This is a genomic window from Shewanella sp. SP1S2-4 (genome assembly GCF_031932075.1).
GTDB classification, from domain to species: Bacteria; Pseudomonadota; Gammaproteobacteria; order Enterobacterales; family Shewanellaceae; genus Shewanella; species Shewanella baltica.
The window spans coordinates 23,290-47,076 of record NZ_JAUOET010000008.1 but is presented as its reverse complement, the minus strand read 5'-3'; the positions used below and the strand labels follow the sequence as shown (position 1 = coordinate 47,076).

Sequence of the window (23,787 nt, the reverse complement as noted above, 5' to 3'; positions counted from 1 at the left end):
TTTTTTGGCGATGCATTTGAGTGCATGGTTAAACCTGAAGGATCCGCTTTTATTAGCGTTAGCAAAAGGCAAACGATAAAGCACTCATTAACCTGTTTGGACTCTCAGTCCTTGTTGAGGTTCAGCAATCTATCACAATTCTTTGCTAATTCCTCAGATAAAGCGGTTTTCTGTAGTTAAACAGGCCGTCATTGAGCATATCGGTTACGCCTAATGGGCCAGAACCACCGAGTCCTTTAATGACTAAATTCAGGTAGAAGCCGCTTTCAAACTGCTCACGGGAGTCGATAACTGCAGAGCCTATGTTGTCGTCATAGTTAGTTTTAATGCGATAGTGATAACTAAATCGCACCGCATAACAACATGATTCGTATTGAATACCTGTGTAGGTTTCAATGCTGCGGCTTTCGTTTAAGTCATAATACCAATTACCCACGAAGTAGAGATCGTCACTGATGGGCCAAGCGCCACGAACGCCCGCTTGGGAGATGTTCACAGTATCATTGGTATTGGAGTTCAATAAATCGGGGACGTAGCGATAGCTAAATTGCAGCAATTTGTTCGCTTCGGGTCTGAAATCTAAGGTGACTTCCGTTTTTTTATTTTCACTGGTGTTGGTGTCGTATTGAATCGCCGCACCCATGTACCAATCATTCGTCAAACGGGTATCTAACTCGGCAGCGAGTACAGATGTCGATTGATTTGATTCAAAAATATTGTCTTCGTAGCCGACTTTACTGTCTTGCAGGTAAAAAATTTGCCCTAGGCTGAATTTAGTCGCCTCTTGGTTATGACTGTCAAAGATACGCGTGGTAACACCTAGTGTGACTTGGTTCGCATCGGAAATACGATCTAGCCCCGAGAAGCGGCGATCACGGAATAGACCAAAATAGTCATCCTGTAATTGGGCCGTATCGTAAATTCCTATGCCGCGTTGGTCTTCGTAGCCAACATAAAGATATTGGAATTGCGGTTCCAGTGTTTGGCGATAGTTTTCATCGAAAAGCTCAGTAAAACGCTCGAAGTTAATCTGACCATTAATCCGTACCTGCGGAATGGTACGGCTTACCGTGTCGTCTAGTTCTTCATTAGGATTGTTATTCTGTTGCCAATAATTAGTTTGCATCAGCTTCACTTGGCTGGTGAGTGAGCCCGAAGGTCCGTGAATTGGTAGGGTCACGCTCGGCGCCATATGTAAACGCGTCGCCGTATTTACATTGTTGTCTTGATGGGCAAAATTCGTCAGCTCTGAATTAAAGCCAAAATCTAAATTGTTCCAGAAATCGGCGGCGCGATAGTTAAAGTTGACTTGAGGCATCACCTGATACGGTTTTTCATCTTCACCGAGTACTTTAATGTCTTGGACTCGAGTGCTGATATCCCAGTTACTTTCGAAGTAGCTGATTTCACCTATGCGCGACAATTGGTTGTCGGTAGCACGGTTCACATCTGACTTTAAGTCATTGAAATAGTTGTTGTCTGACACGTCAGTAAAATTAGCTAAAACACGCCAATTTTTGTCGATAGCCCCTTGATGTTGCCAGTTATACAGGTAGCGATTAGGACTACCACTGATCAATTGATCGTTGCCAAGGTATTCAAAATTGACTCGGCCTTTCTGGGCATCACCGGCTAGATAACCAAACTCAGTCTTAGTGAATAATCCACGGTTAGACATATAGTTAGGTGTAAAGGTTAAATCATATTCAGGGGCAATGTTCCAGTAATAGGGCGCTGAAAATTCGACGCCATTGGTAGTACTGGTGCTAAAGCTGGGGTAGAGGAAACCCGACTTACGTTTATCAGAAACCGGCACTGTCATATAGGGAATGTAGAATACCGGCACACCGCCGACTCTTAATTTGGCATTCCAAATTTCGCCCCATTCTTCTTCACTGTTGATCTTAATTTTTTCGGCTTCGAGCAGCCAAGACACATTGTCGGGAGGACAAGTCGTGAAGTTAGTATTGGTTAAAATTAAATTGTTATTGATGGTGATCTGCAGTTTTTCGGCATCGCCATGGACCTGTTGGCCATGCAGCCAATATTGTGCCCCTTTAAGGGTGGCACGATTGGATCGCATTTGAGCTTGCAATGATTCGGCGGTAACAGTGAAGTTACTGTCTTGAAAAACTAAATTACCATTGGCATCAAACTGTTCAGTCGCTTGATCTAGAATCGCCTCATCGGCTGCTATGTGTCTATCGCCTTGGCTAAAAACCACATCCCCACGGAAAATGGCTTGTTTGCCCATTTCTGCATCAGAGTTATCAGAGACAATACGAATTTTGTTGAGTTCAGCCGCACTCATCCCTTGGGTTTGAGATACGATACGGGGTACTGGCGGTTCGATTAAGCATTGAGATGCCGAAGCGGTTGGAGAGTCGTCTGCCAGGACTAATTGCGGTAACAGGCTCAGGGCCAGAAGGTATCGGATCTGCATCTTTAGGTCAGTAATTATGATTTCTTATTCTGGACAAGTATGGATGGGGAAAGTTGCAATTTACAAACGCAACACCGCTTAATAAATCTCTCAATTTCTTAGCTGTTTCCAAATTATATGCCAGCTATAATAAAGCAATTTTTCTTTAAGAGCCATGAAATGACTTTATCCGATCCGAGATTTCTTTCCCTAAATCAGTGGCTGAATGCATATTTTTCCGATGAGGTGACACCAGTATTGATTTCCGGTGACGCAAGTTTTAGACGTTACTTTCGGATCACGACGCCCGATGCCACCTTTATCGCCGCCGATTCACCGCCACAACTGGTGCCTATCGCACCCTTTATCGCTTTATCTAATGCCTATGCCGCCGTGGGATTGACAGTTCCAAAAGTGATCCATGCCGACGCTGCTCAAGGTTTTATGCTGATGAGCGACTTAGGCGATACCCAGCTGTTATCAGTGCTTAACGTGCAAAACGTGGCTGACTATTATCGTCAGGCGCTCGATTTACTGCCGCAAGTGGCTTCTGTGGTTGCAAGTCAGCATCTTGATAGCGGCCTAGTTCAGTCCTTACCTCTGTACGATGAAGCCTTTGTTCGCCGTGAATTGCACATCTTTACTGAGTGGCTACTCGGCACTCATCTTAATTTGTCATTGGACGAGTCGGAGCTGCAAATGCTAAGCGATAGCTTCGATCTGCTTGTCGACAATGCGCTATCTCAGCCTAGCGTGGGGATGCATAGGGATTTCCATAGCCGCAATCTTATGCTGCAAGCAGGCGAATTGTGCGTAATTGATTTTCAGGATGCTGTCGTCGGCCCTGTGACCTACGACGCGGTATCGCTATTGCGTGATTGTTATATTCGCTGGCCGCAGCCGTTAGTCGCAGACTTGATGCAATACCATTATCAGCAAGCACTCGCGCTAGGCTTCATTCCCACACAGACCCCCGTTGAGCAATATCAAACTTGGTTTGATCTCATGGGCTTGCAGCGACACATCAAGGCGGTGGGGATTTTTGCACGGTTAAATTATCGCGACAGTAAACCTGCCTATATGGCGGATATTCCACTGACATTAACGTATATTGTCGACATCGCCATGCAGTATCCCGAACTCGTGCCATTTGCACACTGGTTGACTCGTCGCGTGTTGCCTGCGTTTACAGCTAGCCAGTCTTTATCTGAGGTTAAGCAATGAAAGCCATGATCTTGGCCGCCGGACGAGGTGAGAGGTTACGGCCGTTAACGGACAATATGCCTAAACCTATGGTGCCAGTATTAGGTAAACCGTTGATTGTTTATCATATTGAAAAACTTGCTGCGTTAGGCATAGTCGATATCGTCATCAACCATGCTTGGCTAGGACATAAATTAGTCGAGGCGCTGGGCGATGGTAGCGCTTTTGGGGTGCGAATTCGCTATAGCGCCGAAGAGAGTGCGCTTGAAACCGGCGGCGGCATTAAACGGGCTTTGCCTTTATTGTGTGAGGGTGAAAGTGATGAACCCTTTTGGGTCATTAATGGTGATGTGTTTATCGATGCCTTACCGACAATGACTGAACTTGCTGCCGATACGCTCGCCCATCTCTGGCTAGTGCCTAATCCTGAGCAGCATCCAAATGGCGATTTCGCCTTGGATGGCAATCGAGTGCAGGAGCTTGGTGAGACTAAGTACACTTTCTCTGGCATGGGCATTTATCGGCCGTCGCTGTTTAATCAGACGCCGCAGGGGGCGTTTGCACTCGGTCCGTTGTTGAGAGCACAAATGGCTCAAGGCCGAGTCAGTGGCGGGCTGTTTGAGGGACTTTGGTGCGATGTTGGCACGATAGCACGCTTGCAAGGGCTCGAACTCAGATTACAAAGCAATACCTAAATATCCGTGTTGGCTTATCCATAGGATTTCGCTGGCACATCAAATACATAATAGAAATCAGGAAATAAGATGCGGCTTTGGGGTAAGTTTTTTGGATTTGTCATTGGTTTTATGTTCGGCCGTATTTTTGGTGCACTGCTAGGTTTGTGGCTCGGTCATCTTTACGATAAGCGCGCGGCTTCTGGCGTGGGGTTTCGACAAGTGCTAGGGCAGGCTAAGAATCGCCAAGCTATCTTCTTTAATACCACCTTTGCGGTGATGGGGCATGTGGCGAAAGCGTCGGGACAGGTGACTGAAACCGATATTCGCATCGCGACCTTGTTAATGGATCAAATGCGCTTAACTGGTGAAGCCCGTAAAGAAGCGCAGCAGGCGTTTCGCGAGGGGAAATCGGCGGATTTTGATCTGCGTAGCAGCCTACAAGCTTTCCGTGTTATTACCATGGGCCGCAAAGAGTTAGTGCAGATGTTCATCGAAATTCAGATCCAAACGGCATTGTCCGACGGTGAACTGGATCCCGCTGAACACGCTATCTTGATGACGATTGCCCAAGAGTTAGGTTATGGTCGAGCACAGTTAGATGAATTACTGAAGCGCTGGCAGGCGGAGTTTCGCTTTCATCAGTCCTCAGGTGGCAACAAAACATCGATTACCGATGCTTACAGTTTGCTGGGGATTACTAACGAAGCCAGCGACCAAGAAGTTAAGCGAGCTTACCGTAAGTTGATGAACGAACATCATCCCGATAAGTTAGTCGCTAAGGGATTGCCGCCGGAAATGATGGAGTTGGCAAATCGTAAGGCACAGGATATTCAAGCGGCCTATGACAGAGTCAAGTCTGAGCGCGGTATGCGTTAGTCTTGATTGCTTTGGATTGTGTAAAAGATAAGGAATTCATTATGAAAAACACGTATAGCCTATTGCTGTTGGCGAGTTTGCTCCCTGTGACTATGTCCACGCAGGCCGAGGTGTTTGTCGCACCTTTTGGCGGTTATAGTCTGGGTGGCGGTCAATTTGATGTTAATCAAATTGACATCAACGCAGATCAAACGGGCGACAAGAAAAATGTGAAGGTCGAGGAATCAAGCCATTACGGCCTGATGCTGGGCATTGGCACGAATGATCCCGGTAATATTTATCTTTTATACAGTCACCAAGCCTCTGAACTCAAAAGTGGCGGTTTGTTTACGCCCGATCGTCTTACCTCGTTAGACTTAGATTATATCCACTTAGGTGGCACTTTATATTTCCCCCGTGGCGATATTCGACCCTACGTCACCGCAAGTGCAGGGATCACCCGCATGCTGCCTGACGCTTGGTCGAGTGAAACGCGTTTCTCTATGGGGATTGGCGGTGGGGTAGAGTATCAAGTCACTCAACACTTTGGTTTGTTTGCAGATATCCGCGGTTACGCGACGTTTATCAACAGCGACAGTTCGTTGTTTTGCAATGAAGATGAATGCCTATGGCACATTACGTCGGATGTGATGTGGCAGGCGCAGGCTAACCTTGGGCTCAAAGTCAGCTTTTAGCACTAACACATCGTTTTAAAAGGAGATTTAGCGACATGAAGATAGTAGTACTCGATGGCGAAACTTTAAATCCTGGCGATCTCAGTTGGCAATCCTTGACTGAATTAGGCGAGTTTGCGTGTTTTCCCCGCACCGCTGGCGCTGATATTGTCGCACGTGCCCAAGGCGCTGAGATCATTCTCACCAATAAAACGCCGCTTAATGCTAAGACTCTGGCGCAACTTCCGGCACTGAAATACATAGGCGTATTGGCAACGGGTACTAACGTTGTTGATATAGCGGCAGCTAAAGCGCAAGGCATAGTGGTTACGAATGTGCCCGCCTATGCGCCCGATGCCGTAGCGCAGATGGTGTTTGCCCATATACTGCATCACACCCAAGCCGTGGCTGCCCATCATCAAGCTGTGGTTGATGGTCAGTGGGTGAACTGCCAAGATTTTTGTTTCACCTTAATGCCGCTGCAATCCTTAAAAGGCAAGACTTTAGGCTTAATAGGTTACGGTGATATTGGCCAGCAGGTTGGGACGCTCGCCCTTGCATTTGGGATGAAAGTGCTCGTCAATACGCGCTCAGTTATCAAAGACTTGCCCCAAGGTGCCACTTGGGTACCGCGTGATACTGTGCTGAGCGAATCAGATATTATCTCGCTGCATTGCCCACTTACCCCTGAAACTGAGCAATTTATCAATCAACAAACTCTTGCTTTGATGAAGCCTAATGCGCTGCTTATTAATACGGCGCGCGGTGGATTAATTGATGAGGCCGCGCTTGCTGCTGCGCTTTTGCAAAACTGCTTATTTGCCGGTGTCGATGTATTATCGACCGAGCCGCCCAGCGCGGATAATCCCTTGTTGCATGCGCCGAATATCAGCATTAGTCCCCATAATGCGTGGGCGACTAAGGAAGCGAGACAAAGTCTACTCAATATTGCCGTGGCGAATGTGCACGGTTATTTGCAGGGTGAAGTGAGTAACTGTGTGAACAAGTAAAGCGGTATGCGTCTTTCTCTCTTTTCATCATATCGACGTTAAGAGAGAAAGACCTGAATGGTTAGTTATTTTTAGTCTTTCTTCTACGCACCCACCACACACCCAATAAGCCCGTGATGGCTAATACGCCAAATACGACGGGCTTTTTCAGCTTGTGATACAGGGCGTTCCATTCTGCAATTTCATGGGCCTGTGCTCGTTTTTCTGCCCCGTCAAAATCGGGCGTTTCACACTGCATACCAAAGTTTTCGGCCCAAGGCACAAAGGGGCCGTTGGCGACGTATTTTTTGTAGTAGCGTAGGGCAAGTTCTTGATCTCGATACAATATCCATCCAGTCGCTTGGCAGAGTAGCGCGGCATAGGCTTGGCTGTTGTGGGGAACATGATCCGATGCCTTGTTGGCCAGTTCCGCCGCCGTGTAACGATAATGAAAGCGTTTATCGGGAACGGCTTGGCTGGCGCTTAACCGCAACTGTTCTTTTTCGGCCAATTTGCTCGGTTCATTCCAATCGCTTAGATCGAATACCCCTTGGTATATAGAGTAATCCGGGGCTAATTCAAACCCTAAAATTTCCATACCTTGATGGCGGGCAAGTTCGGCAGCAGCCCAATAGGCCTTAGCGCTATCAATGCCTGTTGCATTTTTCGCCGCGTTCAGCTCAGTGCCGTAGGCAAGGGCGCTGGCATTAAGATTAGGATTAGGGAAATAAGTGGGCGCTTCGGCGATTGCGCCTTCACGTAATAATCTGCGGCCCAGTAAATAGCGTAAGCGATTGTTAATCGGCTCAATGTTATCGTACCAGTCGCTATCTTTAGGGTATTCGAAGGCGATAAGCGGCACATGCTCATCGACAAATAACTTAAGTTCAGCCGTGGTGAGCACGCGCTCCGCCACATAGGCGATGTCTTGCCAGTATTCGTCGCCGCTGGCGAGTAAGTGATTGAGCGCATCGACATATTCGCCGCGCTCTAGGGATAACACGCCTTGCTCAGCGCGAATACGGCAGTAAGTGGCTTTATCTTCATCGGCATTAATGGCTTGCTGCTGAGTCTCTTTGGCATCAACTGTTGCTAATGCTTCATTGGATTGTTTGGGGAAGTGACGCGCCGCCTGAGCATAGGCCTTGGCCGCCTCTGCTTGATCGCCCTTTTGTAGCATTAATTTAGCGGTTAGCCACCAAGTGAGGCCGCTGGGTTTCGCGAGCGTCAATAGGCGCTCAGCACTAGCGTAATCCCCTAACTGGTAATAAATTGCCGCTAATTTATCGCCATGGTTGAGCTGTAAACCATCGGTTGGAAACACTTTGAGGATTTCAGCTACCTTTGAGCCCATTTCTGAAAGCTGGCCATCGTAGGCAAATTCATTGGTGCTGCTTTGCCAATAGGCAATCAATAACTGCTGCACGCTTGTCTGTTGCAGCAACGGTTTCAGCTCAGCAATGTCTTTCCCCATCAAGGTGCGGCTTAACATCAATAAAGAATCATAACCGCCGCTATCGCCCTGTACTGATTGGGTGGCATAGAGCTCAATCGCCTTATTCAGTGCATCAGGGTTAAGCATCATTTGTAGCTCAGTATCATCTGCACTTTGATTGGCTATTTGCGGTAGGCCTTGGTGAAGCAGAATATAGGCTTGCTCGCCCAGGCTTGCTAAGCTCAAACGCAGGGGATCGGCGGTGCCTTGGGTGACTTCGGCTTGCAATTGAGTCAGGTAAGCGTTGGCACGATTAAAGTGCTCTGGATCCGCCGAGGTTTTACTTAAGATAAGCTCAATACGCGACAGCGAATAGAGTGCCCACAGGCTGCGAGATGCGCGTTCACTTTCTGGTAATTGAATGATTTTGCTGAAATAGTGACTCGCTCTATCATAATCCTTTGCCTCAAACGCCACGGCGCCTAAGGTGTACCAGGTCAGCGCTTGGGGCAGATCCTTATCCAACTTCGCAGCCATTTGTTCGGCCTCGATTGGGCCTGTCGCATCCCTTAGTGTGTTCACTAAGATCAAATGGGCTTCACTTAATTCGCTGTTTTCAAAAGCGCGAGTTTGTGACAGATAACGGCTATGCACTTCATCCCACAGATATTCCTGCGCGGCTGGCGCATCTTGATACTGCCAAGGCAAAGGTTTTGCGAGGGCGGTAAGCTGCTGGCTGAAAGAGGTTTGCGGTAAATAACTGAGATTACTTTGCCTGTCTTGAGTCAATTGCAAAGGGAAATCGGGGCCGCAGGCCAAGAGCATTGGCGAAAATAGGCTTAAACAGATAAGTGTGGTCTTTTTAAGCATAAAAGCCCGATTGGATGTTGCCATTGTGGATGATGATTTTGGCTTATGGCGCATAAATTCCCTGTAAATATAATGACTCACAACGTGCCCAGCCTATCACTTTCTGGCCGCCAGGGTTGAGCATGTGTTTTTGAGTTTGTTTGTTTGCTTGCGGCATTGGCATGTTCGTCGCGCTTGGAGCTGTTTCAGTCGGCGCCAACGCGGCGGTATTGTCAGCTCGCCACTGCCAGACCAACAGCCCATTTTTTTGAATTACGCGATAGCCATTTTGCGCATCATACCCGCTGCAAGCTTGTCCCGCTAGGGACAAAGTCGCGGGAATGTCGCCAGCAATATTACCGCGATTAATTAAGCTCAGTTGGAATAGCTGTGGCTTGAGGATTTCTTGGTTTTTAGTCTTATTTTCAGTGGCTAATGTCATTTGGGTATCGTTATCGCTTGAGATCACTAGTTCAATCTTGGAGGCAAGTTTACCTTGCTGCGCAACGGCGATTAAGGTGTTGAGTGGCCAAACTCTTTTATCCCCTTCCAGCGGCAGCCGAAACCAGATAATGCCTCTGAGTTTGGCATCTTTTTGAGTGTGTAGTTTTTGCACAAAGGCTTGTAATACTAGAGGTTCGGCCATCAGTTCCTGTACTACATTGACTGATTTGAGTTGATCGCGCAGCGGTGTTTCACTTTCAACTTTATAACCTGAAGCTGTACTGATGACCGCCGAACCATAGGCGGGGAGTGCAATAAGGTAAGGCACAGTGCTGATATTTGAAAGTTGCTGCACCCACTGCCAACCTTGAGTCGCATCGAATAGCCCGAGGCGTGGGTCGCTCACGCTGTGAATTTGCAGCACGAGTTCATCGATATTGGTGAGTAATGCGGGGAAATTGGCGCTATTGAGCCAAGCGGGCAGGGCGGTAATGCTGAGTTTAAGGTCAGCAGGTAACTGCGCTTTAAGCTTTTTAAGAAAATCCCGATAGGCGGGCAGTTTGCTGCTAGCGCTGTCGTGATCGATTTCAACTCCGGCTATGTGCGTGCCTTTTGCCTGCCAATCTGTCAGTACTTGGCTGATTTTACGGATCACTTGTTCATCATTTAAATGCACGAACTGACCATCTAAGCGAATCACGGCGATTTTGGGTCTAGGATCTGCCTGTAGCCAAGCATGATTGACCGCGACTTCAAACCAAATGTCTGCGCCATTGGGTTTTGGATGTGCTTGCAGCGCTAAAATGCGCAATCCTTGGAATGCTCCTTGGCTTTGCACTAATGCCGTTTGATTGGCGGGGCGCCATTGGCGCTGCCAGATATAGACTTCCTGGGTGAGCGGAGCACGAGGCATTGCGGTTGCTGAGGTGACTTCTGCTGTATGACTGGCATCTGGGGTTGTCTTGAGTTCACTCGGTTCCGATGCGGGCTGACAGGCGCTTACGAATAGAGTGGTGCTCAGCAAAGCGAATAACAGCCATTGATTTCGGCTAATGTTTTTAACCAGATTGCCTATGCCCATAGTATTGCTATCGGTTCCGTTTTTGAGTGAGGCATTACTATGCCCGAAAAAGCCCGCTTTTACATTGCGGTCAAAGAGCCTGCATCAAATCTTAGTCTTCAAGCACAGATATCACGCCCTAAGCTTGGTTCTTCCTTTGGTGCCTTGTTAATCAATATAGAACTCAGGTCTCAAAAATCAGGATCGACCTGAAAGCGCATCCGTTCACGGGTAACGGGATGCTGAAGCATCAATAAATCCGCATGCAGATGCAGGCGATTGGCGCGAGTGCCGTAGAGGTCGTCACCGACAATCGGTGTATTTAGCCCCTCTGAGTGGGCGCAGTGAACCCTGAGTTGATGGGTTCTGCCTGTTTTTGGATACAGATATACGCGGGCTGTACGTGCCATTTCATCAAGTTGGCTCAATTCCCAATGGGTTTCGGCTGCTTTACCAAACTCGTGGCAAACGAGTTGTCTCGGTCTATCGTCTAAATCGCCACGCAAGGGTAAAGAGATGTGACCCGTCGCCTGCTTATTTGCCATTACCGCAGGCATTCCCGCTAAAAGTGCTACATAACGTTTAGTCACAGTGCGCTGGATAAATTGTTTTTGCAGCTGTTTATGGGCCTCTTTTGTCAGCGCGATCACCATTAATCCCGAGGTCGACATATCGAGTCGATGGACGATAAGTGGCCCTGTGGTATGGGGGAAGGTTTGGCGCATACGCGAATACACTGAGTCTTCAATTTCTTTGCCGGGCACGGATAAAAACTCGGCGGGTTTATTCACAATCGCCATCGCATCGTCTTGGTAGAGGATGGCTAAGGTTTTGCCTTCGGCGGGGTTGGTAAGCAGAGGATTCTCATCAACCACGAGTCCTTCGAGCATATGTCCAAGAATAGGTTGGCATTTTCGCAGGCAGGCGGGATAAAACTGCTTATGCTGGCGGATTTCTGATTTTGGCGGCGCGCCCCACCAAAACTCGGCAATCGCCAATGGTTTAAGGTCATGTTTAAAGGCGTAATGTAACAACTTAGGCGCGGCACATTCGCCCGAGCCTGCGGGCGGGGTTAACTCAACCGTGCCATTAAATATGCCGTTCAGACTCTTTTCTGTGCCTTTAATATTGAGAAATCGATACTGCTCAAACAGCTTTTGCTGCAGCGCCGCCGAGAGCCGCTTACGCTGTTGTCGTAACGCATCGCGCTCATCTGTCAGTTGGCTTAGCGCTTGGCTGATGGTATGAATACGTTCATCCCAATAGCGTTTAATATCTCTTAACTGATTCTTTTCACTGATGCTTTCCTGGCTGAGCTTTGCTTCAGTTATTGCGTTTTCACGCAAGGTCTCATCAGTCGGATTGGCAGCCAATTGGGCTGCGAGTTGATTACGCTGCGCCTTGCGAGATTGGCGGCTATCGATCATCACTTGTCTGTGGGCGTCAAGTTCGGCTTGCGCTTGAGCTTGTTCAGTTTCTAGCTCGGTTGATAGCCTCGGAATGTCGGGATGGTTTTCTACTGCAAACAGCTGCTCGTTAATTTGGTTGATTTGCAGATTTTCGGCGTGGAAAAAATTGTCCTTAGCCAGCATATCAAACACAGGTGGAACAAAGCGTGGCCAATGGTTTTGCTCGGCTAATTTGCCCGAAAATGCAGATAAATAGCCGACTTCACCTTGCGGATTTTGTACCAGCAATACGCCGAACATCTTGCCAATGGCGCCAGTTAACTCACCCGTTAGGCCAAAGTTATGTTGCCAGTCGTGCTGAGTCTCGAGGTGGTGTTGTAATTCGTTGGCTGCAAGCACGCATAATGGATGCGGTTCGTAATAGAAAGGAAAAGTAAAACGTTGCGGCAGGGCATAGGCATCAATGGCTTGTGTGAAAGAGGTAAAGCAAGAAGGCTGAAGCTGCATATGGATTTCTACTACTATTGGTTTCTATTACTAATGGTTTTTTTGCTGCTGGAGTTTACTTAGATCACGCTCGAATTAAGCCACAGCTCGAAATCAATCGTCTTAATCAGCGCTCGCAATAAATTACTCTGAACAACTCGCCCGAAATTAAACTCGTACCACAGGGCTTGTTCTGCTTAGCGTGCAATCTTAGGCCACAAGACAAGGGTGCTAGTTTACTCTGTCGGTTTGGGTGGGTCACTTTTTATTGGTAAAGGTTCTGGATGCTGTACTGTGTGCATTGAAAAAGGGAAATGGCGTTGAAGCGCATTTCCCTTTGATTTGTAGCTTGTGCTTGAAGCCAATTTTAAGCAGCTAAACCCGCTTAAAAGATGACCTTCACTTTACTGGCGCTATCGAGTGCTTTGCTGACTGCGCTGTCGATATCGATATCACGGGCAAGCGCGACACCTAAGCGGCGGCGGCCATCAATGTCGGGTTTGGCAAATAATCTGAGTTGAGTGTTGACCGCCTCTAATGCAGCGGCAATACCTTGGTAGCGAATATTGCTTGAGGTGCCTTCGGCCAAAATCACCGCCGAGGCGCTTGGCCCATGCTGATGGATATTGGGGATTGGCAGACCCAGAATGGCTCTAACATGCAGGGCAAATTCCGATAAGTCTTGGCTGATGAGTGTCACTAGACCTGTGTCATGTGGCCTTGGTGAGACCTCAGAGAAATACACTTCATGGCCTTTAACAAACAGCTCTACGCCAAATAATCCATAACCGCCAAGGGCTTCGACGACTTTGCTCGCAATCGCTTGGGATTTTGCTAGCACTTCATCGGACATGGCTTGTGGCTGCCATGACTCACGGTAATCGCCATCTTCTTGTCTGTGGCCAATCGGCGCACAAAAATGAATGCCATTGACTGCGCTAATGGTTAACAGGGTGATTTCATAATCAAAGGGAATAAAACCTTCCACTATCACGCGCCCGCCGCCAGCGCGGCCACCTTCTTGGGCGTATTGCCATGCTTTATGGCTGAGGGCGATATCGCGAATAACGCTCTGACCTTTGCCCGATGAGCTCATGACTGGCTTAACCACACAGGGCACACCGATTTCGCTAATTGCTTGATTAAATTCGGTTTCAGTATCGCAGAAAAAATACGGAGAAGTAGGTAAACCTAAGGTCTCAGCGGCGAGGCGACGAATGCCTTCTCTGTCCATAGTGAGTTTAGTCGCCCGGGCTGTCGGGATGATATTTACCCCTTCGGCTTCCATGTCCACTAAGGTTTGGGTGGCGATGGCTTCAATCTCTGGGATAACTAAGTGCGGTTTTTCTAACTCGATAACTGCACGCAGGGCGTTGGCATCGAGCATATTGATCACATGGGAGCGATGCGCGACTTGCATGGCGGGGGCGTTGGCGTAACGATCAACGCCAATCACTTCAACGCCTAAGCGTTGCAGTTCAATGGCCACTTCTTTGCCAAGTTCACCGCAGCCGAGCAACATGGCGCGTCGTGCGCCCTCAGTGTAGGGAGTGCCTATCATGTGTGATTCCTTTATTCGCAGTTGTAGGGATTGCGTCATGGCGCGCAATTTAGCCATGAGTTTAACGCGAACGGCACATTAGAGCATGATGTAAATAAACAAGTGTGCTTTAGATCACTGGGTTTGGTGTTAACACGATTCAATTTGACTTGGCTGGAAGTGATTGTTTTTTGTTGTTCTATAATGTTGTTTAGTTGTTAATTTTAGCCTTGAGATATTCAACTGTGTTTGTTTGATTAGTGATCATGATGATTGAGGGGATTCAAATGTTTTTAGACTACTTTGCGTTAGGGATTTTATTTTTTGTGGTTGTCGTTATTTTTTATGGTGTGATTGCTATCCATGATATTCCATACGAAATTGCCAAAAAGCGTAATCACCCACAGCAAGATGCCCTGCATATTGCTGGGTGGGTGAGTTTATTTACGTTACATGCTATTTGGCCATTTTTATGGATCTGGGCCACCTTATATCGAGAAGATCGTGGCTGGGGATTTGGTACTGTGATGAAACGAGAACAGGCGTTAGAGGAGGATGTGGGCACTTTACGTCAGACGGTAATAGCGTTACAAGCGAGACTTGAGCAATTAGAACAAGCAAGCGCCGCTGTTGAAGAGCCGAATACTACCAATAAAGTCGAGGTCTAAAATGGATCTATTGCTGATACTGACCTATGCCGCCATCTGTATTGTTATTTTTAAAGTGTTTAAAATCCCGCTGACTAAATGGACTGTGCCTACTGCCGTTTTGGGGGGCGTGGTGCTCATTGGTGCCTTAATACTGCTAATGAACTATAACCATCCTTATTCACGTTTTGCTCGGGAATATTTTGTCACCATTCCTATTACCCCTGCGGTAAAAGGGTTAGTGACTCGTGTTGAAGTGCAGCCAAATACTCCTGTTAAACAAGGAGATGTACTTTTCCGAATTGATTCCACCCCCTTTGAGGCCGTAGTAAAGCGTAAGCGTGCCGCGTTAGTCGCTGCCGAGTTAGAAGTGCCACAGCTCGCCGCCGCATTGGAATCGGCTAAAGCTAATGTTGAGCGAGTCAATGCTGATAAAGATCGCAATAAATCCGCCTATGAACGCTATGAAAGCGGTCATCGAAAAGGAGGCGCTAACTCTCCCTTTACCGCATTAGAATTGGATAATAAACGCCAACTGTATCTTGCCTCTGAAGCGCAGTTAACTGCCGCTAGATCAGAAGAGTTACGGATGAGGCTCGCCTATGAGTCTAATATTGATGGCGTTAATACTAAAGTGGCTGGCTTGCAGGGAGATTTAGCGAGCGCACTCTATGATTTAGAACAGACCATAGTACGGGCACCCGCTGATGGTATCGTCACCCAAATGGCGCTCCGTTCAGGGGCTATGGCTGTGCCTTTACCATTACGTCCCGTGATGAGCTTTATCCCTGACGAGCAACGTTATTTTGCCGGAGCCTTTTGGCAGAATTCCCTACTGCGCCTGAAAGAAGGCGATGAGGCCGAGATTATTCTCGATGCCGCGCCAGGGAAAGTGTTTAAAGGCAAAGTGGCGAAAGTGCTACCCGCAATGGCTGAAGGTGAGATCCAAATGGGTGGCGTATTAGCGTCCTCCAGTCGCCTGTTTCAAAATGGTCGAGTGGTTGTTCTTATCGATATAGATGACGATGCTATTCGTAAAGAGTTCCCTGCTGGAGTGTCAGGTCAAGTTGCTATTTACACTGAGCACTTTCATCATGTGGCTGTAATGCGTAAGGTATTACTCAGGATGCAAGGGTGGTTGAATTACTTATTTTTTGATGGACATTAGTACCTAAACCGTTAAATCTTGTTTGTTGAGTGCTTTGCTCAGTTCAGTGTAAAGGTTGGTGTAAAGTCCAGTTCGCTGGACTTTTTTGTGGCAATTTTTAGGTTAATTAAAAGGAATGTGAAAGACATGCAAGATATTCGCGATTTAACCTCAGTGCTGCGCTCCAATACGCCAATCGTAGTGATTGAAACCTATGAAGAATATCGCGTGGTCGAGCTACTTAAGCGGGTCGCCAGTGTGCTTTATCAACCTGTGTTTACTTGGAGCATTACCCAAGGTTTAGCACGGGTCGATAAACCTATGGCGGCGCAAAAGTTTAATAGTGAACCCACAGATTTGCTTGGGCAAATTAAATCAACCTCGCAGCAGGGGATTTATGTGCTGTGCGACTTTCATCCCTTTGTGATTGATGCGCCAAAGAATGTCCGTTTACTCAAAGAAATCGCCCTCGAATACGAGACACTGCAACACACATTAGTGCTAGTGAGCCATGCCTTTGATATCCCGCCCGAAATCAAACGTTATTGCGCCTATTTTCAATTAACCTTGCCAAGCACAGTGCAATTGCAAAACCTGATTTACCTTGAGGTCGATAAAATTCGTCACCAAGGCACGCCGTTATTGGTCGATGATACCGCTGTAGTCAAATTGGCAGAGAATCTGCGGGGCGTGACCTTAGACGATGCCCGCCGTCTGGTGCGCAAAGCCATAGTTGATGATGGTGCTATTACCTTGTCTGATATCGATGCCATCAATAAAGCCAAGTTTCAGTTACTCGACTTAAATGGTGTGCTGCAATTTGAATACGACACCAGTGATTTCTCGCAGATCGCCGGGCTGCATAATCTAAAAAAATGGCTCAAGCAACGTGTACCTATCGCGGCAGTCAGCACCCTTCGCCAAGCCGATAAGCCGACTTCTGTTCAACACACTAAGGCGCTCGATGCGCCCAAGGGGATTTTGCTGCTGGGTGTGCAGGGCAGTGGTAAGAGCCTCGCGGCTAAGGCGGTTGCGGGCGTTTGGCAACGACCTTTGCTCAGACTCGATATAGCAGCCCTATATAACAAATACATAGGTGAAACTGAGAAGAATCTACGGCATGCACTGGAGCTTGCTGACATGATGTCGCCCTGCGTGCTTTGGATAGATGAAATTGAAAAAGGCTTAAGCGGCAGTAGCAGCGATGAGGGCACATCGACGCGGATACTCGGCACCTTACTCACTTGGATGGCGGAGCGTAAATCTGAAGTGTTTGTGGTGGCGACCGCCAATGACATTCAAGCTCTGCCGCCAGAATTGATGCGAAAGGGCAGGATGGATGAAATCTTCTTTGTCGATTTACCCGACGAAGCTATACGCAAAGCCATCTTCTTAATCCACTGTCAGCGCCGTGGAATCGATGTGGCGAGCTTAGATCTCGCTCAATTATCGGCCCGCAGCCAAGGATTTTCCGGCGCCGAAATCGAACAAGCTGTAATTGCAGCTATGTATACCGCAAGAAGCGTTGAGCGCAGTGTTGATCAAGTGCTATTACTTGAAGAACTCAGCAAAACACGGCCTTTATCTGTGGTCATGAGCGATAAAATCAATGCGCTTAGGCAATGGGCCGCAGGTCGAACTGTGAATGCCCATGAGTAAGATTTTTGCTTGGTACCATGGGTGCTAACTAGCATTTTTAAACGCTATATTGGCTTAGTTATTTTCGACATTCCCAAGGTACTGTTATGAATGATGAGTCGTTTTAATGGATATTAGTGATACAAGGATAAGAGATTGAAAAGTGTATATGAACTGATTGATATCGAAGACTCTGGCATAAAAGTAGTCAATGAAATGGTTGCTGGTGCAGAGCATTGTGTAGAAATACTGCCGCCTTCAAAGGATCGGGTTGAAGTACTTGAATCCCTTCAGATATCGACTCGTTCGGTATTAGGGGCTATTGCCTACGAAACCGGTGGGATTTTGATCGACAATGGATGGATTCGATTTTTCGGCTCTGGACATGAAAGATTGTCTAGAAACCTTACTGATTGGGATAGAAGTGCACATTATCTGTTAGTGGCGAATGACGTAGTTGGTGGATTTTTTGCTATCAACGGCGGCGGGTTAGGCGCAGATGTTGGAAATATATACTATTGGTCGCCAGATTCAATTCATTGGGAAGGGTTAGAAATCGGGTTCACAGATTTTTTTCAATGGTCAGTTACAAAGAGAATCAATGAGTTTTATGCGAGTTTAGGTAAAGAGCGCTTTCAAAAAAACTATTCACAGATAGCTACAGATAAATGCCTGAGCTTTTATCCATTTTTATGGGCGAAAGAAGGTTCTATTGAAATAAGTAGCGTGAAAGTGGTGTCAGTTGATGAAATGTATAGGTTGAAATTGGAATTATTAACCTCGGTTAGTTAATTCGTTTACCCGCTGATTTTATGAGTACTTTTGCAACAATTATTTGTTATAAACATCTAATGTGTTGATTACTAGATATAAATTTGCTTATCAGCTCTATTGATTCAACATGGATGGGCTGTATATGCCATCCATAATTAACTTCGGAGGGGACAGCGCCAAGATCTAGCTGACGGTTTTGGCTGTATCTTGGGTTTTCTCGTTACCGCTTGCATCAAAAATCAAAGCAGTCGCTATCACACCAAATGAATGCTTTGCTTTTTGTGTCGACAATATCTCTCTGAATGGTTTGAATTTTGGCGGTATCACTGCCCAGTGATACCGCTAATATTGCTGATTTCAACCTTGATGATTAGATATCAAAGGCGAGACTGCCCGGAGTCAGGAATGGCCAACTTAGACGCGTCGGTGAACTCTCACCCTGCGCACCAAAGAAGTAAGCTGTTCTTGGGGTAGCGTAAACTACACTGCCTTTTTGCAACCCGAGTTCCTGCAGATTATGGTGGGTGAATTTGGCTTCCCACAGTTCTTCGCTATGCCAGCCGTGTGGGGCTAATTCCAGTCTTACTTCGGCGCCAATGGGGGTCATGGCGACAATATTGAACGGCAAATTGGCCTGACTATTGGGCTTATTTGACAGCGCTAATTCGTGACTGCGTACATAGAGAACACCATCTTGCTGCAGTGCTGGCTGTTCTGGAGGTGTTAAAAATGCTTGACCATTTTCCCAACGTTTTTGTTGCCAACTGGCTTCAAAGACATTGACGTTACCAAGAAAATCAAACACAAAGCGACTATTGGGGTGTGAGTATAGCTCAGCAGGTGTATTAATCTGCTCTATATGACCATTGCTCATCACTACCACTCTATCTGAGAGCTCAAGCGCCTCATCCTGATCGTGGGTCACAAACACGCTGGTGAATTTCAATTCATCATGCAGGCTGCGTAGCCAGCGGCGTAGTTCTTTACGCACTTTAGCATCTAAGGCGCCAAAGGGTTCATCCAGTAGCAAGACTTCTGGTTGGGTCGCCAGTGCGCGGGCCAATGCAATGCGCTGTTTTTGTCCTCCCGAGAGTTGTTCAGGATAGCGCTGTGCGAGGTGGCCTAGTTGTACTGTTTCTAGCAGTTGTGTCACTCGCTTATGAATTTCTGCCGCCGAAGGCCTTTGTTTTTTCGGCATGACTTCGAGTCCAAAGGCGACGTTATCGGCGACCGTCATATGGCGAAACAGCGCGTAGTTTTGAAACACAAAACCCACGCGTCTTTCACGCACATGCACTTGAGTGACATCTCGGTTGCCGAATTGAATTTGGCCGCTATCGGCTCCCTCGAGCCCAGCAATAATCCGCAATAACGTGGTTTTACCTGAACCAGATGGTCCCAGCAGACCAATCATTTCCCCTTCTTGAATATCAAGATCCAGCGGGGAAAGCGCCTGAAACTTGCCAAATTTCTTGGAAATATTAGTAAGACGAATACTCATAGTTGGCTCTGCTCTTTATTGTCATTGGCGGATAAACTGCGTTGTTGTCGCCATTCAACGACGGCTTTTAGCATTAGGGTAACTAGTGCAATCAGGGCGAGTAATGACGCGCTCGCAAAGGCGGCTTCGGCCTGATAATCTTCATACAATAATTGCACATGTAAGGGTAAGGTATTGGTTTCGCCGCGAATGTTGCCAGACACGACAGCAACGGCACCAAATTCGCCCACGGCTCTGGCATTGGTGAGGATCACACCGTAAATCAGTGCCCACTTGATATTAGGGAGTGTCACTCTGCGGAAGAGTTGCCACCATGAGGCACCGAGGATCACTGCGGCTTCTTCTTCCGATGCGCCCTGTTGTTGCATCAATGGAATGAGTTCTCTGGCGACAAAGGGACATGTGACAAAAATGGTGACTAACAGTATTCCCGGCCAAGCAAACATGATCTGCAGATCGTGCTCATAGAGCCATTCGCCCAGCCAACCACTGTTGCCATAGAGTAGCAAATAGAGCAAACCTGCGACGACAGGGGATACCGCAAACGGAATATCAATTAGCGTGATTAATAACTTGCGACCGGGGTATTCAAACCGAGTTACGCTCCACGCCAGCATGATCCCGAACACTAAATTGATGGGGACGGTGAGCGCCGCAACCATCAGCGTCAAACCTATCGCATGCAGCGAATCTGGCTGAGTTAAGTGACCAATATAACGCTCCCAACCTCCGACAAACGCTTGCTGAAAAATACTCACCAGCGGCAATAGCAACAATAGCAAGCCTAAGAACACCGCGAGGGTAATCAGGCTCCACTTGATAAGAGGTGCTTCACCGACTCTTAAGGGCTTAAATGAGTTCATGTTTGCTCCTTATCGTCCATGAATGCGGCGCAGATAACGCGCCTGCCACAGGTTTATTAGCAGTAATAGCAGTAGTGAGGTCATCAGCACCACAGAGGCAATGGCACTGGCGCCGGCAAAATCAAACTCCTGCAGGCGGACAAAGATCATTAACGATGTGATTTCACTGATATAGGGCATGTTGCCCGCGATAAATATAACGGCACCAAACTCACCTAGGCTACGGGTAAAAGACAGTGCCGTCCCGACCATCAAGGCTGGCCACAATGACGGCAAAATGATCCGCCAGAATACCGCGCGATCCGAGGCGCCAAGGGTCATGCCCGCTTCTTCTTCATCGTGGGATAATTCTTCGAGAACCGGTTGTACGGTACGCACCACAAAGGGAATACTGGTGAAAATCATCGCGACCACTATGCCCAGCGGGGTGTAGGCGACTTTTATACCCAGTTCTGCCAATACACTACCGATTTGGCCGTTTTCCGCATACAGGGTCGCTAAGGTGATGCCTGCAACGGCTGTCGGCAACGCAAAGGGCAAATCTACCAATGCATCTAAGATGCGTTTGCCGGGGAATTCATAACGTACTAGCACCCATGCGAGTAACAATCCGAAAAGGCAGTTAAATAGCGATGCCGCGAGCGCCGATAGTATGGTGACTCGGTAACTCGCCAGCACCCGAGGATCTGTGATGACGCCCCAGTATTCGGACAAGCTCATTGAACTGGTCTGCATAATCAGCCCAGTGGTTGGCAATAATAAAATCAGGCTGACAAACAGTAGGGACACACCTAAGCTGATGGTAAAACCTGGAAGAACCCGCTTATGGCGTAAACGCCCGTTATTAAAAATCACAGAATAATCACCCGGTCAGGTTAATTGAGTTAATCCAATACGCTGTATTTGCCGTCAGCGATCGGCTGTCTGAGTTAAAGACTATTGAATTCGTCTTCGCTGCTTGAAAATCATCACTCGTCAATGCGCTAAAATTGCTTAACCCGGGACTGAGCCCGGGTTGCAATGTTAACCTTTTATAGCATCAAGCTGAAATTAGCGCTTGAGTAACTCATCGAGTTTTGCACCGTTAGCAAACTGCGTTTTCATGGCATTATCCCAACCACCGATGATTTGCTCAACAGTCAGTAGGTCAACCGTAGGAAACTGCTTAGCGAACTCTGCCTGAACCTTTTCGTTGTGTACACGATAGTTGAAGCTGGCCAATAGTCGTTGTGATTCTTCGCTGTAGAGATAATTCAAATACTCAGTCGCTAGCTCCTGTGTGCCGTTGCGCTTAGCATTTTTCTCTACCACTGCGACGGGAAACTCAGCCAGAATCGATGTTTTTGGTACAATAACTTGGTAATCGTCCGCACCATACTGCTGGCGGATGTTGTTCACTTCCGATTCAAACGTAATCAGCACATCACCGATACCGCGTTCTACAAATGAGGTAGTTGCACCACGACCGCCAGTATCAAACACGGCTACGTTGGCGAGGAATTTTTTCAGGAATTGATCCAGTGAAGCCTGATTATCTTTACCAAAGCTTTTTTGGGCATAACCTAATGCGGCTAAATAGGTGTAGCGCGCATTACCAGAGGTTTTAGGGTTAGGGAAGACCAGTTTAACGTCATCTCTTGCTAAATCGCCCCAGTCGCTGATCTGTTTTGGGTTACCTTTGCGTACCAAAAATGCGATGGTGGAATAGTAAGGTGAACTGGCGTTAGGCAGTAATTGTTGCCAATTTTCTGGGATCAATTTACCGCGGTCATGGAGTACCTGTACGTCTGTCACTTGGTTAAACGTCACCACATCTGCTGGCAATCCTTGCAGAATTGAGCGTGCCTGTGCCGATGATCCAGCATGGGATTGTTTAATCTCGACGGTTTTACCTGTTTTCTCTTGCCAATGTTTGGCGAAAACGGGGTTGTAGGCACTGAATAATTCCCGCGCGATATCGTAAGAAGAATTCAGCAGGGTTTGATCTGCGGCAGCCACATTGAGTGACGTTCCCAGAAAGAGCGTTCCCAGTAGGGCCTTTATCACTTTTATTTGCATTTGCTACTCCTTGAACTGGCAACTTTGTCAGCGTTATGACATATAGAGTAGTTGAAGTAATTATTTATAAGAAGTCAGTTAAATAGAACTTTTTTGAATAAGTATGAGCGATTTATTGTATGCCATAGATCATTTTCACTGTGTTTGTGCATGCTAACCCACTTAGAATAGGCTAACGCTTAGTTGTTTTATCAAGTAAAGGATAATCATAGTGTCTGACTTTCCGACAATTGAAGCCTGTATCGGGCAAACTCCGCTGGTTCGCTTGCAGCGGCTTAACTGTGGCACCTCCACTGTACTGTTAAAGTTGGAAGGTAATAACCCAGCGGGTTCAGTGAAGGATCGTGCAGCACTCAATATGATCATTCAGGCCGAACTGCGTCAAGAGATCCGCCCGGGTGATACGCTCATCGAGGCGACAAGTGGCAATACTGGGATTGCGCTAGCGATGGCGGCGGCGATCAAAGGCTACAAGATGATCCTGATTATGCCCGAAAATTCGACCCAAGAGCGTAAGGATGCGATGCAAGCTTATGGCGCAGAACTCATGCTGGTGGATAACATGGAGACGGCGCGGGATTTGGCACTGCAGTTACAAACCGAAGGTAAAGGCAAGGTGCTGGATCAGTTTAATAACCAAGATAACGCGAATGCGCACTTCCTCACCACAGGTCCGGAAATCTGGCAACAGAGTCAAGGTAAAATCACTCACTTTGTCTCTAGCATGGGGACAACTGGCACCATAATGGGCGTGTCTAAATACCTTAAAAGCTGTAATCCTGACATCACGATTGTTGGCCTTCAGCCCGCCGATGGCAGTAGCATTCCGGGGATCCGCCGTTGGCCGCAGGCCTACTTGCCGGGAATTTTCGATGCATCCCGTGTAGATTTAGTCATGGATGTTGAAGAGCAAGATGCAAAAGCCATGGCGAGAGCCTTAGCGCGAGAAGAAGGGATTTGTGCCGGCGTTAGCTCTGGCGGTGCTGTGTATGCTGCGCTGGAGATAGCGAGACAATATCCAGATTCAGTGGTCGTGGCGATTGTTTGTGATAGGGGCGATCGTTACCTTTCATCAGGGCTTTTTTCCTGAGTCCAAGATATTTCGCCTAAGTTATT

At 47.4% G+C, this 23,787-nt stretch carries 19 protein-coding genes; 10 read left to right on the top strand and 9 right to left on the bottom strand.

Features of this window, described 5'->3' with window-relative positions:
• Positions 1 to 145 precede the first annotated feature (145 nt).
• On the bottom strand, positions 146 to 2,443 hold the full coding sequence (gene lptD, locus Q4Q52_RS09930; protein ID WP_311990510.1) for an LPS assembly protein LptD: 2,298 nt from the start codon (positions 2,441 to 2,443) through the stop codon (positions 146 to 148).
• 159 nt (positions 2,444 to 2,602) lie between these two features.
• Between lptD and Q4Q52_RS09925 the strand changes: the two genes are divergently transcribed.
• The 5 genes from Q4Q52_RS09925 (at position 2,603) to Q4Q52_RS09905 (ending at position 6,841) form a co-directional block, all read left to right on the top strand.
• Positions 2,603 to 3,646, top strand: coding sequence for a phosphotransferase (locus Q4Q52_RS09925; RefSeq protein WP_311990509.1), 1,044 nt, complete (start codon positions 2,603 to 2,605; stop codon positions 3,644 to 3,646).
• Positions 3,643 to 4,320 carry an N-acetylmuramate alpha-1-phosphate uridylyltransferase MurU gene (gene murU, locus Q4Q52_RS09920; protein WP_311990508.1) on the top strand — a complete coding sequence of 226 codons (678 nt, stop codon included), beginning with the start codon at positions 3,643 to 3,645 and terminating at the stop codon, positions 4,318 to 4,320. The genes Q4Q52_RS09925 and murU overlap by 4 nt, the downstream gene beginning before the upstream one ends.
• A gap of 69 nt (positions 4,321 to 4,389) precedes the next feature.
• Complete coding sequence (djlA, locus tag Q4Q52_RS09915; RefSeq protein ID WP_311990507.1) at positions 4,390 to 5,178, top strand: co-chaperone DjlA; 789 nt, start codon at positions 4,390 to 4,392, stop codon at positions 5,176 to 5,178.
• 41 nt (positions 5,179 to 5,219) lie between these two features.
• Complete coding sequence (locus tag Q4Q52_RS09910) at positions 5,220 to 5,852, top strand: porin family protein (protein WP_311990506.1); 633 nt, start codon at positions 5,220 to 5,222, stop codon at positions 5,850 to 5,852.
• Positions 5,853 to 5,887: 35 nt separating this feature from the next.
• Positions 5,888 to 6,841, top strand: a complete 954-nt coding sequence (locus Q4Q52_RS09905) for a D-2-hydroxyacid dehydrogenase (protein WP_311990505.1) — start codon at positions 5,888 to 5,890, stop codon at positions 6,839 to 6,841.
• Positions 6,842 to 6,902: 61 nt separating this feature from the next.
• On the opposite strand, the gene Q4Q52_RS09900 is transcribed toward Q4Q52_RS09905, so the two are convergent.
• From Q4Q52_RS09900 to purT, 4 genes are all read right to left on the bottom strand, one after another.
• On the bottom strand, positions 6,903 to 9,179 hold the full coding sequence (locus tag Q4Q52_RS09900; RefSeq protein ID WP_311990504.1) for a hypothetical protein: 2,277 nt from the start codon (positions 9,177 to 9,179) through the stop codon (positions 6,903 to 6,905).
• Positions 9,169 to 10,629, bottom strand: a complete 1,461-nt coding sequence (locus Q4Q52_RS09895; RefSeq protein ID WP_311990503.1) for a DUF3142 domain-containing protein — start codon at positions 10,627 to 10,629, stop codon at positions 9,169 to 9,171. The genes Q4Q52_RS09900 and Q4Q52_RS09895 overlap by 11 nt, the downstream gene beginning before the upstream one ends.
• A 170-nt stretch (positions 10,630 to 10,799) precedes the next feature.
• Positions 10,800 to 12,524, bottom strand: coding sequence for a pseudouridine synthase (locus tag Q4Q52_RS09890; RefSeq protein WP_311990502.1), 1,725 nt, complete (start codon positions 12,522 to 12,524; stop codon positions 10,800 to 10,802).
• A 364-nt stretch (positions 12,525 to 12,888) separates the two neighbouring features.
• Complete coding sequence (gene purT, locus Q4Q52_RS09885) at positions 12,889 to 14,064, bottom strand: formate-dependent phosphoribosylglycinamide formyltransferase (protein WP_006085805.1); 1,176 nt, start codon at positions 14,062 to 14,064, stop codon at positions 12,889 to 12,891.
• 266 nt (positions 14,065 to 14,330) lie between these two features.
• Here purT and Q4Q52_RS09880 point away from each other — a divergent pair, with 266 nt between their 5' ends.
• The 4 genes from Q4Q52_RS09880 to Q4Q52_RS09865 all read left to right on the top strand — a co-directional run bounded on the left by Q4Q52_RS09880 (position 14,331) and on the right by Q4Q52_RS09865 (position 18,267).
• Positions 14,331 to 14,711, top strand: coding sequence for a DUF3302 domain-containing protein (locus Q4Q52_RS09880; RefSeq protein WP_106651780.1), 381 nt, complete (start codon positions 14,331 to 14,333; stop codon positions 14,709 to 14,711).
• Position 14,712: 1 nt separating this feature from the next.
• Positions 14,713 to 15,858, top strand: a complete 1,146-nt coding sequence (locus Q4Q52_RS09875) for an HlyD family secretion protein (protein ID WP_311990501.1) — start codon at positions 14,713 to 14,715, stop codon at positions 15,856 to 15,858.
• Positions 15,859 to 15,984: 126 nt separating this feature from the next.
• On the top strand, positions 15,985 to 17,496 hold the full coding sequence (locus Q4Q52_RS09870; protein WP_311990500.1) for an AAA family ATPase: 1,512 nt from the start codon (positions 15,985 to 15,987) through the stop codon (positions 17,494 to 17,496).
• A 135-nt stretch (positions 17,497 to 17,631) separates the two neighbouring features.
• Positions 17,632 to 18,267, top strand: a complete 636-nt coding sequence (locus tag Q4Q52_RS09865) for a DUF2625 family protein (RefSeq protein WP_311889509.1) — start codon at positions 17,632 to 17,634, stop codon at positions 18,265 to 18,267.
• A 352-nt stretch (positions 18,268 to 18,619) separates the two neighbouring features.
• Here Q4Q52_RS09865 and Q4Q52_RS09860 read toward each other — a convergent pair whose 3' ends face one another.
• From Q4Q52_RS09860 to cysP, 4 genes are all read right to left on the bottom strand, one after another.
• Complete coding sequence (locus tag Q4Q52_RS09860) at positions 18,620 to 19,750, bottom strand: TOBE-like domain-containing protein (protein ID WP_311905099.1); 1,131 nt, start codon at positions 19,748 to 19,750, stop codon at positions 18,620 to 18,622.
• Positions 19,747 to 20,613, bottom strand: a complete 867-nt coding sequence (gene cysW, locus Q4Q52_RS09855; RefSeq protein WP_011846041.1) for a sulfate ABC transporter permease subunit CysW — start codon at positions 20,611 to 20,613, stop codon at positions 19,747 to 19,749. Before cysW ends, Q4Q52_RS09860 begins: the two co-directional genes overlap by 4 nt.
• Positions 20,614 to 20,622: 9 nt before the next feature.
• Positions 20,623 to 21,468, bottom strand: a complete 846-nt coding sequence (cysT, locus tag Q4Q52_RS09850) for a sulfate/thiosulfate ABC transporter permease CysT (protein ID WP_012088487.1) — start codon at positions 21,466 to 21,468, stop codon at positions 20,623 to 20,625.
• 195 nt (positions 21,469 to 21,663) lie between these two features.
• A complete protein-coding gene (cysP, locus tag Q4Q52_RS09845; protein ID WP_311898942.1) occupies positions 21,664 to 22,671 on the bottom strand; it encodes a thiosulfate ABC transporter substrate-binding protein CysP in 1,008 nt (335 codons plus the stop codon).
• Between the two features lie 208 nt (positions 22,672 to 22,879).
• Between cysP and cysM the strand changes: the two genes are divergently transcribed.
• Complete coding sequence (cysM, locus tag Q4Q52_RS09840) at positions 22,880 to 23,761, top strand: cysteine synthase CysM (protein WP_311905249.1); 882 nt, start codon at positions 22,880 to 22,882, stop codon at positions 23,759 to 23,761.
• Positions 23,762 to 23,787 lie beyond the last annotated feature (26 nt).

Excerpts from the sequence above, each read along its gene's own strand:
- lptD (WP_311990510.1), bottom strand. The coding sequence starts at position 2,443 with ATGCAGATCCGATACCTTCTGGCCCTGAGCCTGTTACCGCAATTAGTC.
- Q4Q52_RS09925 (WP_311990509.1), top strand. The coding sequence starts at position 2,603 with ATGACTTTATCCGATCCGAGATTTCTTTCCCTAAATCAGTGGCTGAAT.
- murU (WP_311990508.1), top strand. The coding sequence starts at position 3,643 with ATGAAAGCCATGATCTTGGCCGCCGGACGAGGTGAGAGGTTACGGCCG.
- djlA (WP_311990507.1), top strand. The coding sequence starts at position 4,390 with ATGCGGCTTTGGGGTAAGTTTTTTGGATTTGTCATTGGTTTTATGTTC.
- Q4Q52_RS09910 (WP_311990506.1), top strand. The coding sequence starts at position 5,220 with ATGAAAAACACGTATAGCCTATTGCTGTTGGCGAGTTTGCTCCCTGTG.
- Q4Q52_RS09905 (WP_311990505.1), top strand. The coding sequence starts at position 5,888 with ATGAAGATAGTAGTACTCGATGGCGAAACTTTAAATCCTGGCGATCTC.
- Q4Q52_RS09900 (WP_311990504.1), bottom strand. The coding sequence starts at position 9,179 with ATGCGCCATAAGCCAAAATCATCATCCACAATGGCAACATCCAATCGG.
- Q4Q52_RS09895 (WP_311990503.1), bottom strand. The coding sequence starts at position 10,629 with ATGGGCATAGGCAATCTGGTTAAAAACATTAGCCGAAATCAATGGCTG.
- Q4Q52_RS09890 (WP_311990502.1), bottom strand. The coding sequence starts at position 12,524 with ATGCAGCTTCAGCCTTCTTGCTTTACCTCTTTCACACAAGCCATTGAT.
- purT (WP_006085805.1), bottom strand. The coding sequence starts at position 14,064 with ATGATAGGCACTCCCTACACTGAGGGCGCACGACGCGCCATGTTGCTC.
- Q4Q52_RS09880 (WP_106651780.1), top strand. The coding sequence starts at position 14,331 with ATGTTTTTAGACTACTTTGCGTTAGGGATTTTATTTTTTGTGGTTGTC.
- Q4Q52_RS09875 (WP_311990501.1), top strand. The coding sequence starts at position 14,713 with ATGGATCTATTGCTGATACTGACCTATGCCGCCATCTGTATTGTTATT.
- Q4Q52_RS09870 (WP_311990500.1), top strand. The coding sequence starts at position 15,985 with ATGCAAGATATTCGCGATTTAACCTCAGTGCTGCGCTCCAATACGCCA.
- Q4Q52_RS09860 (WP_311905099.1), bottom strand. The coding sequence starts at position 19,750 with ATGAGTATTCGTCTTACTAATATTTCCAAGAAATTTGGCAAGTTTCAG.
- cysW (WP_011846041.1), bottom strand. The coding sequence starts at position 20,613 with ATGAACTCATTTAAGCCCTTAAGAGTCGGTGAAGCACCTCTTATCAAG.
- cysP (WP_311898942.1), bottom strand. The coding sequence starts at position 22,671 with ATGCAAATAAAAGTGATAAAGGCCCTACTGGGAACGCTCTTTCTGGGA.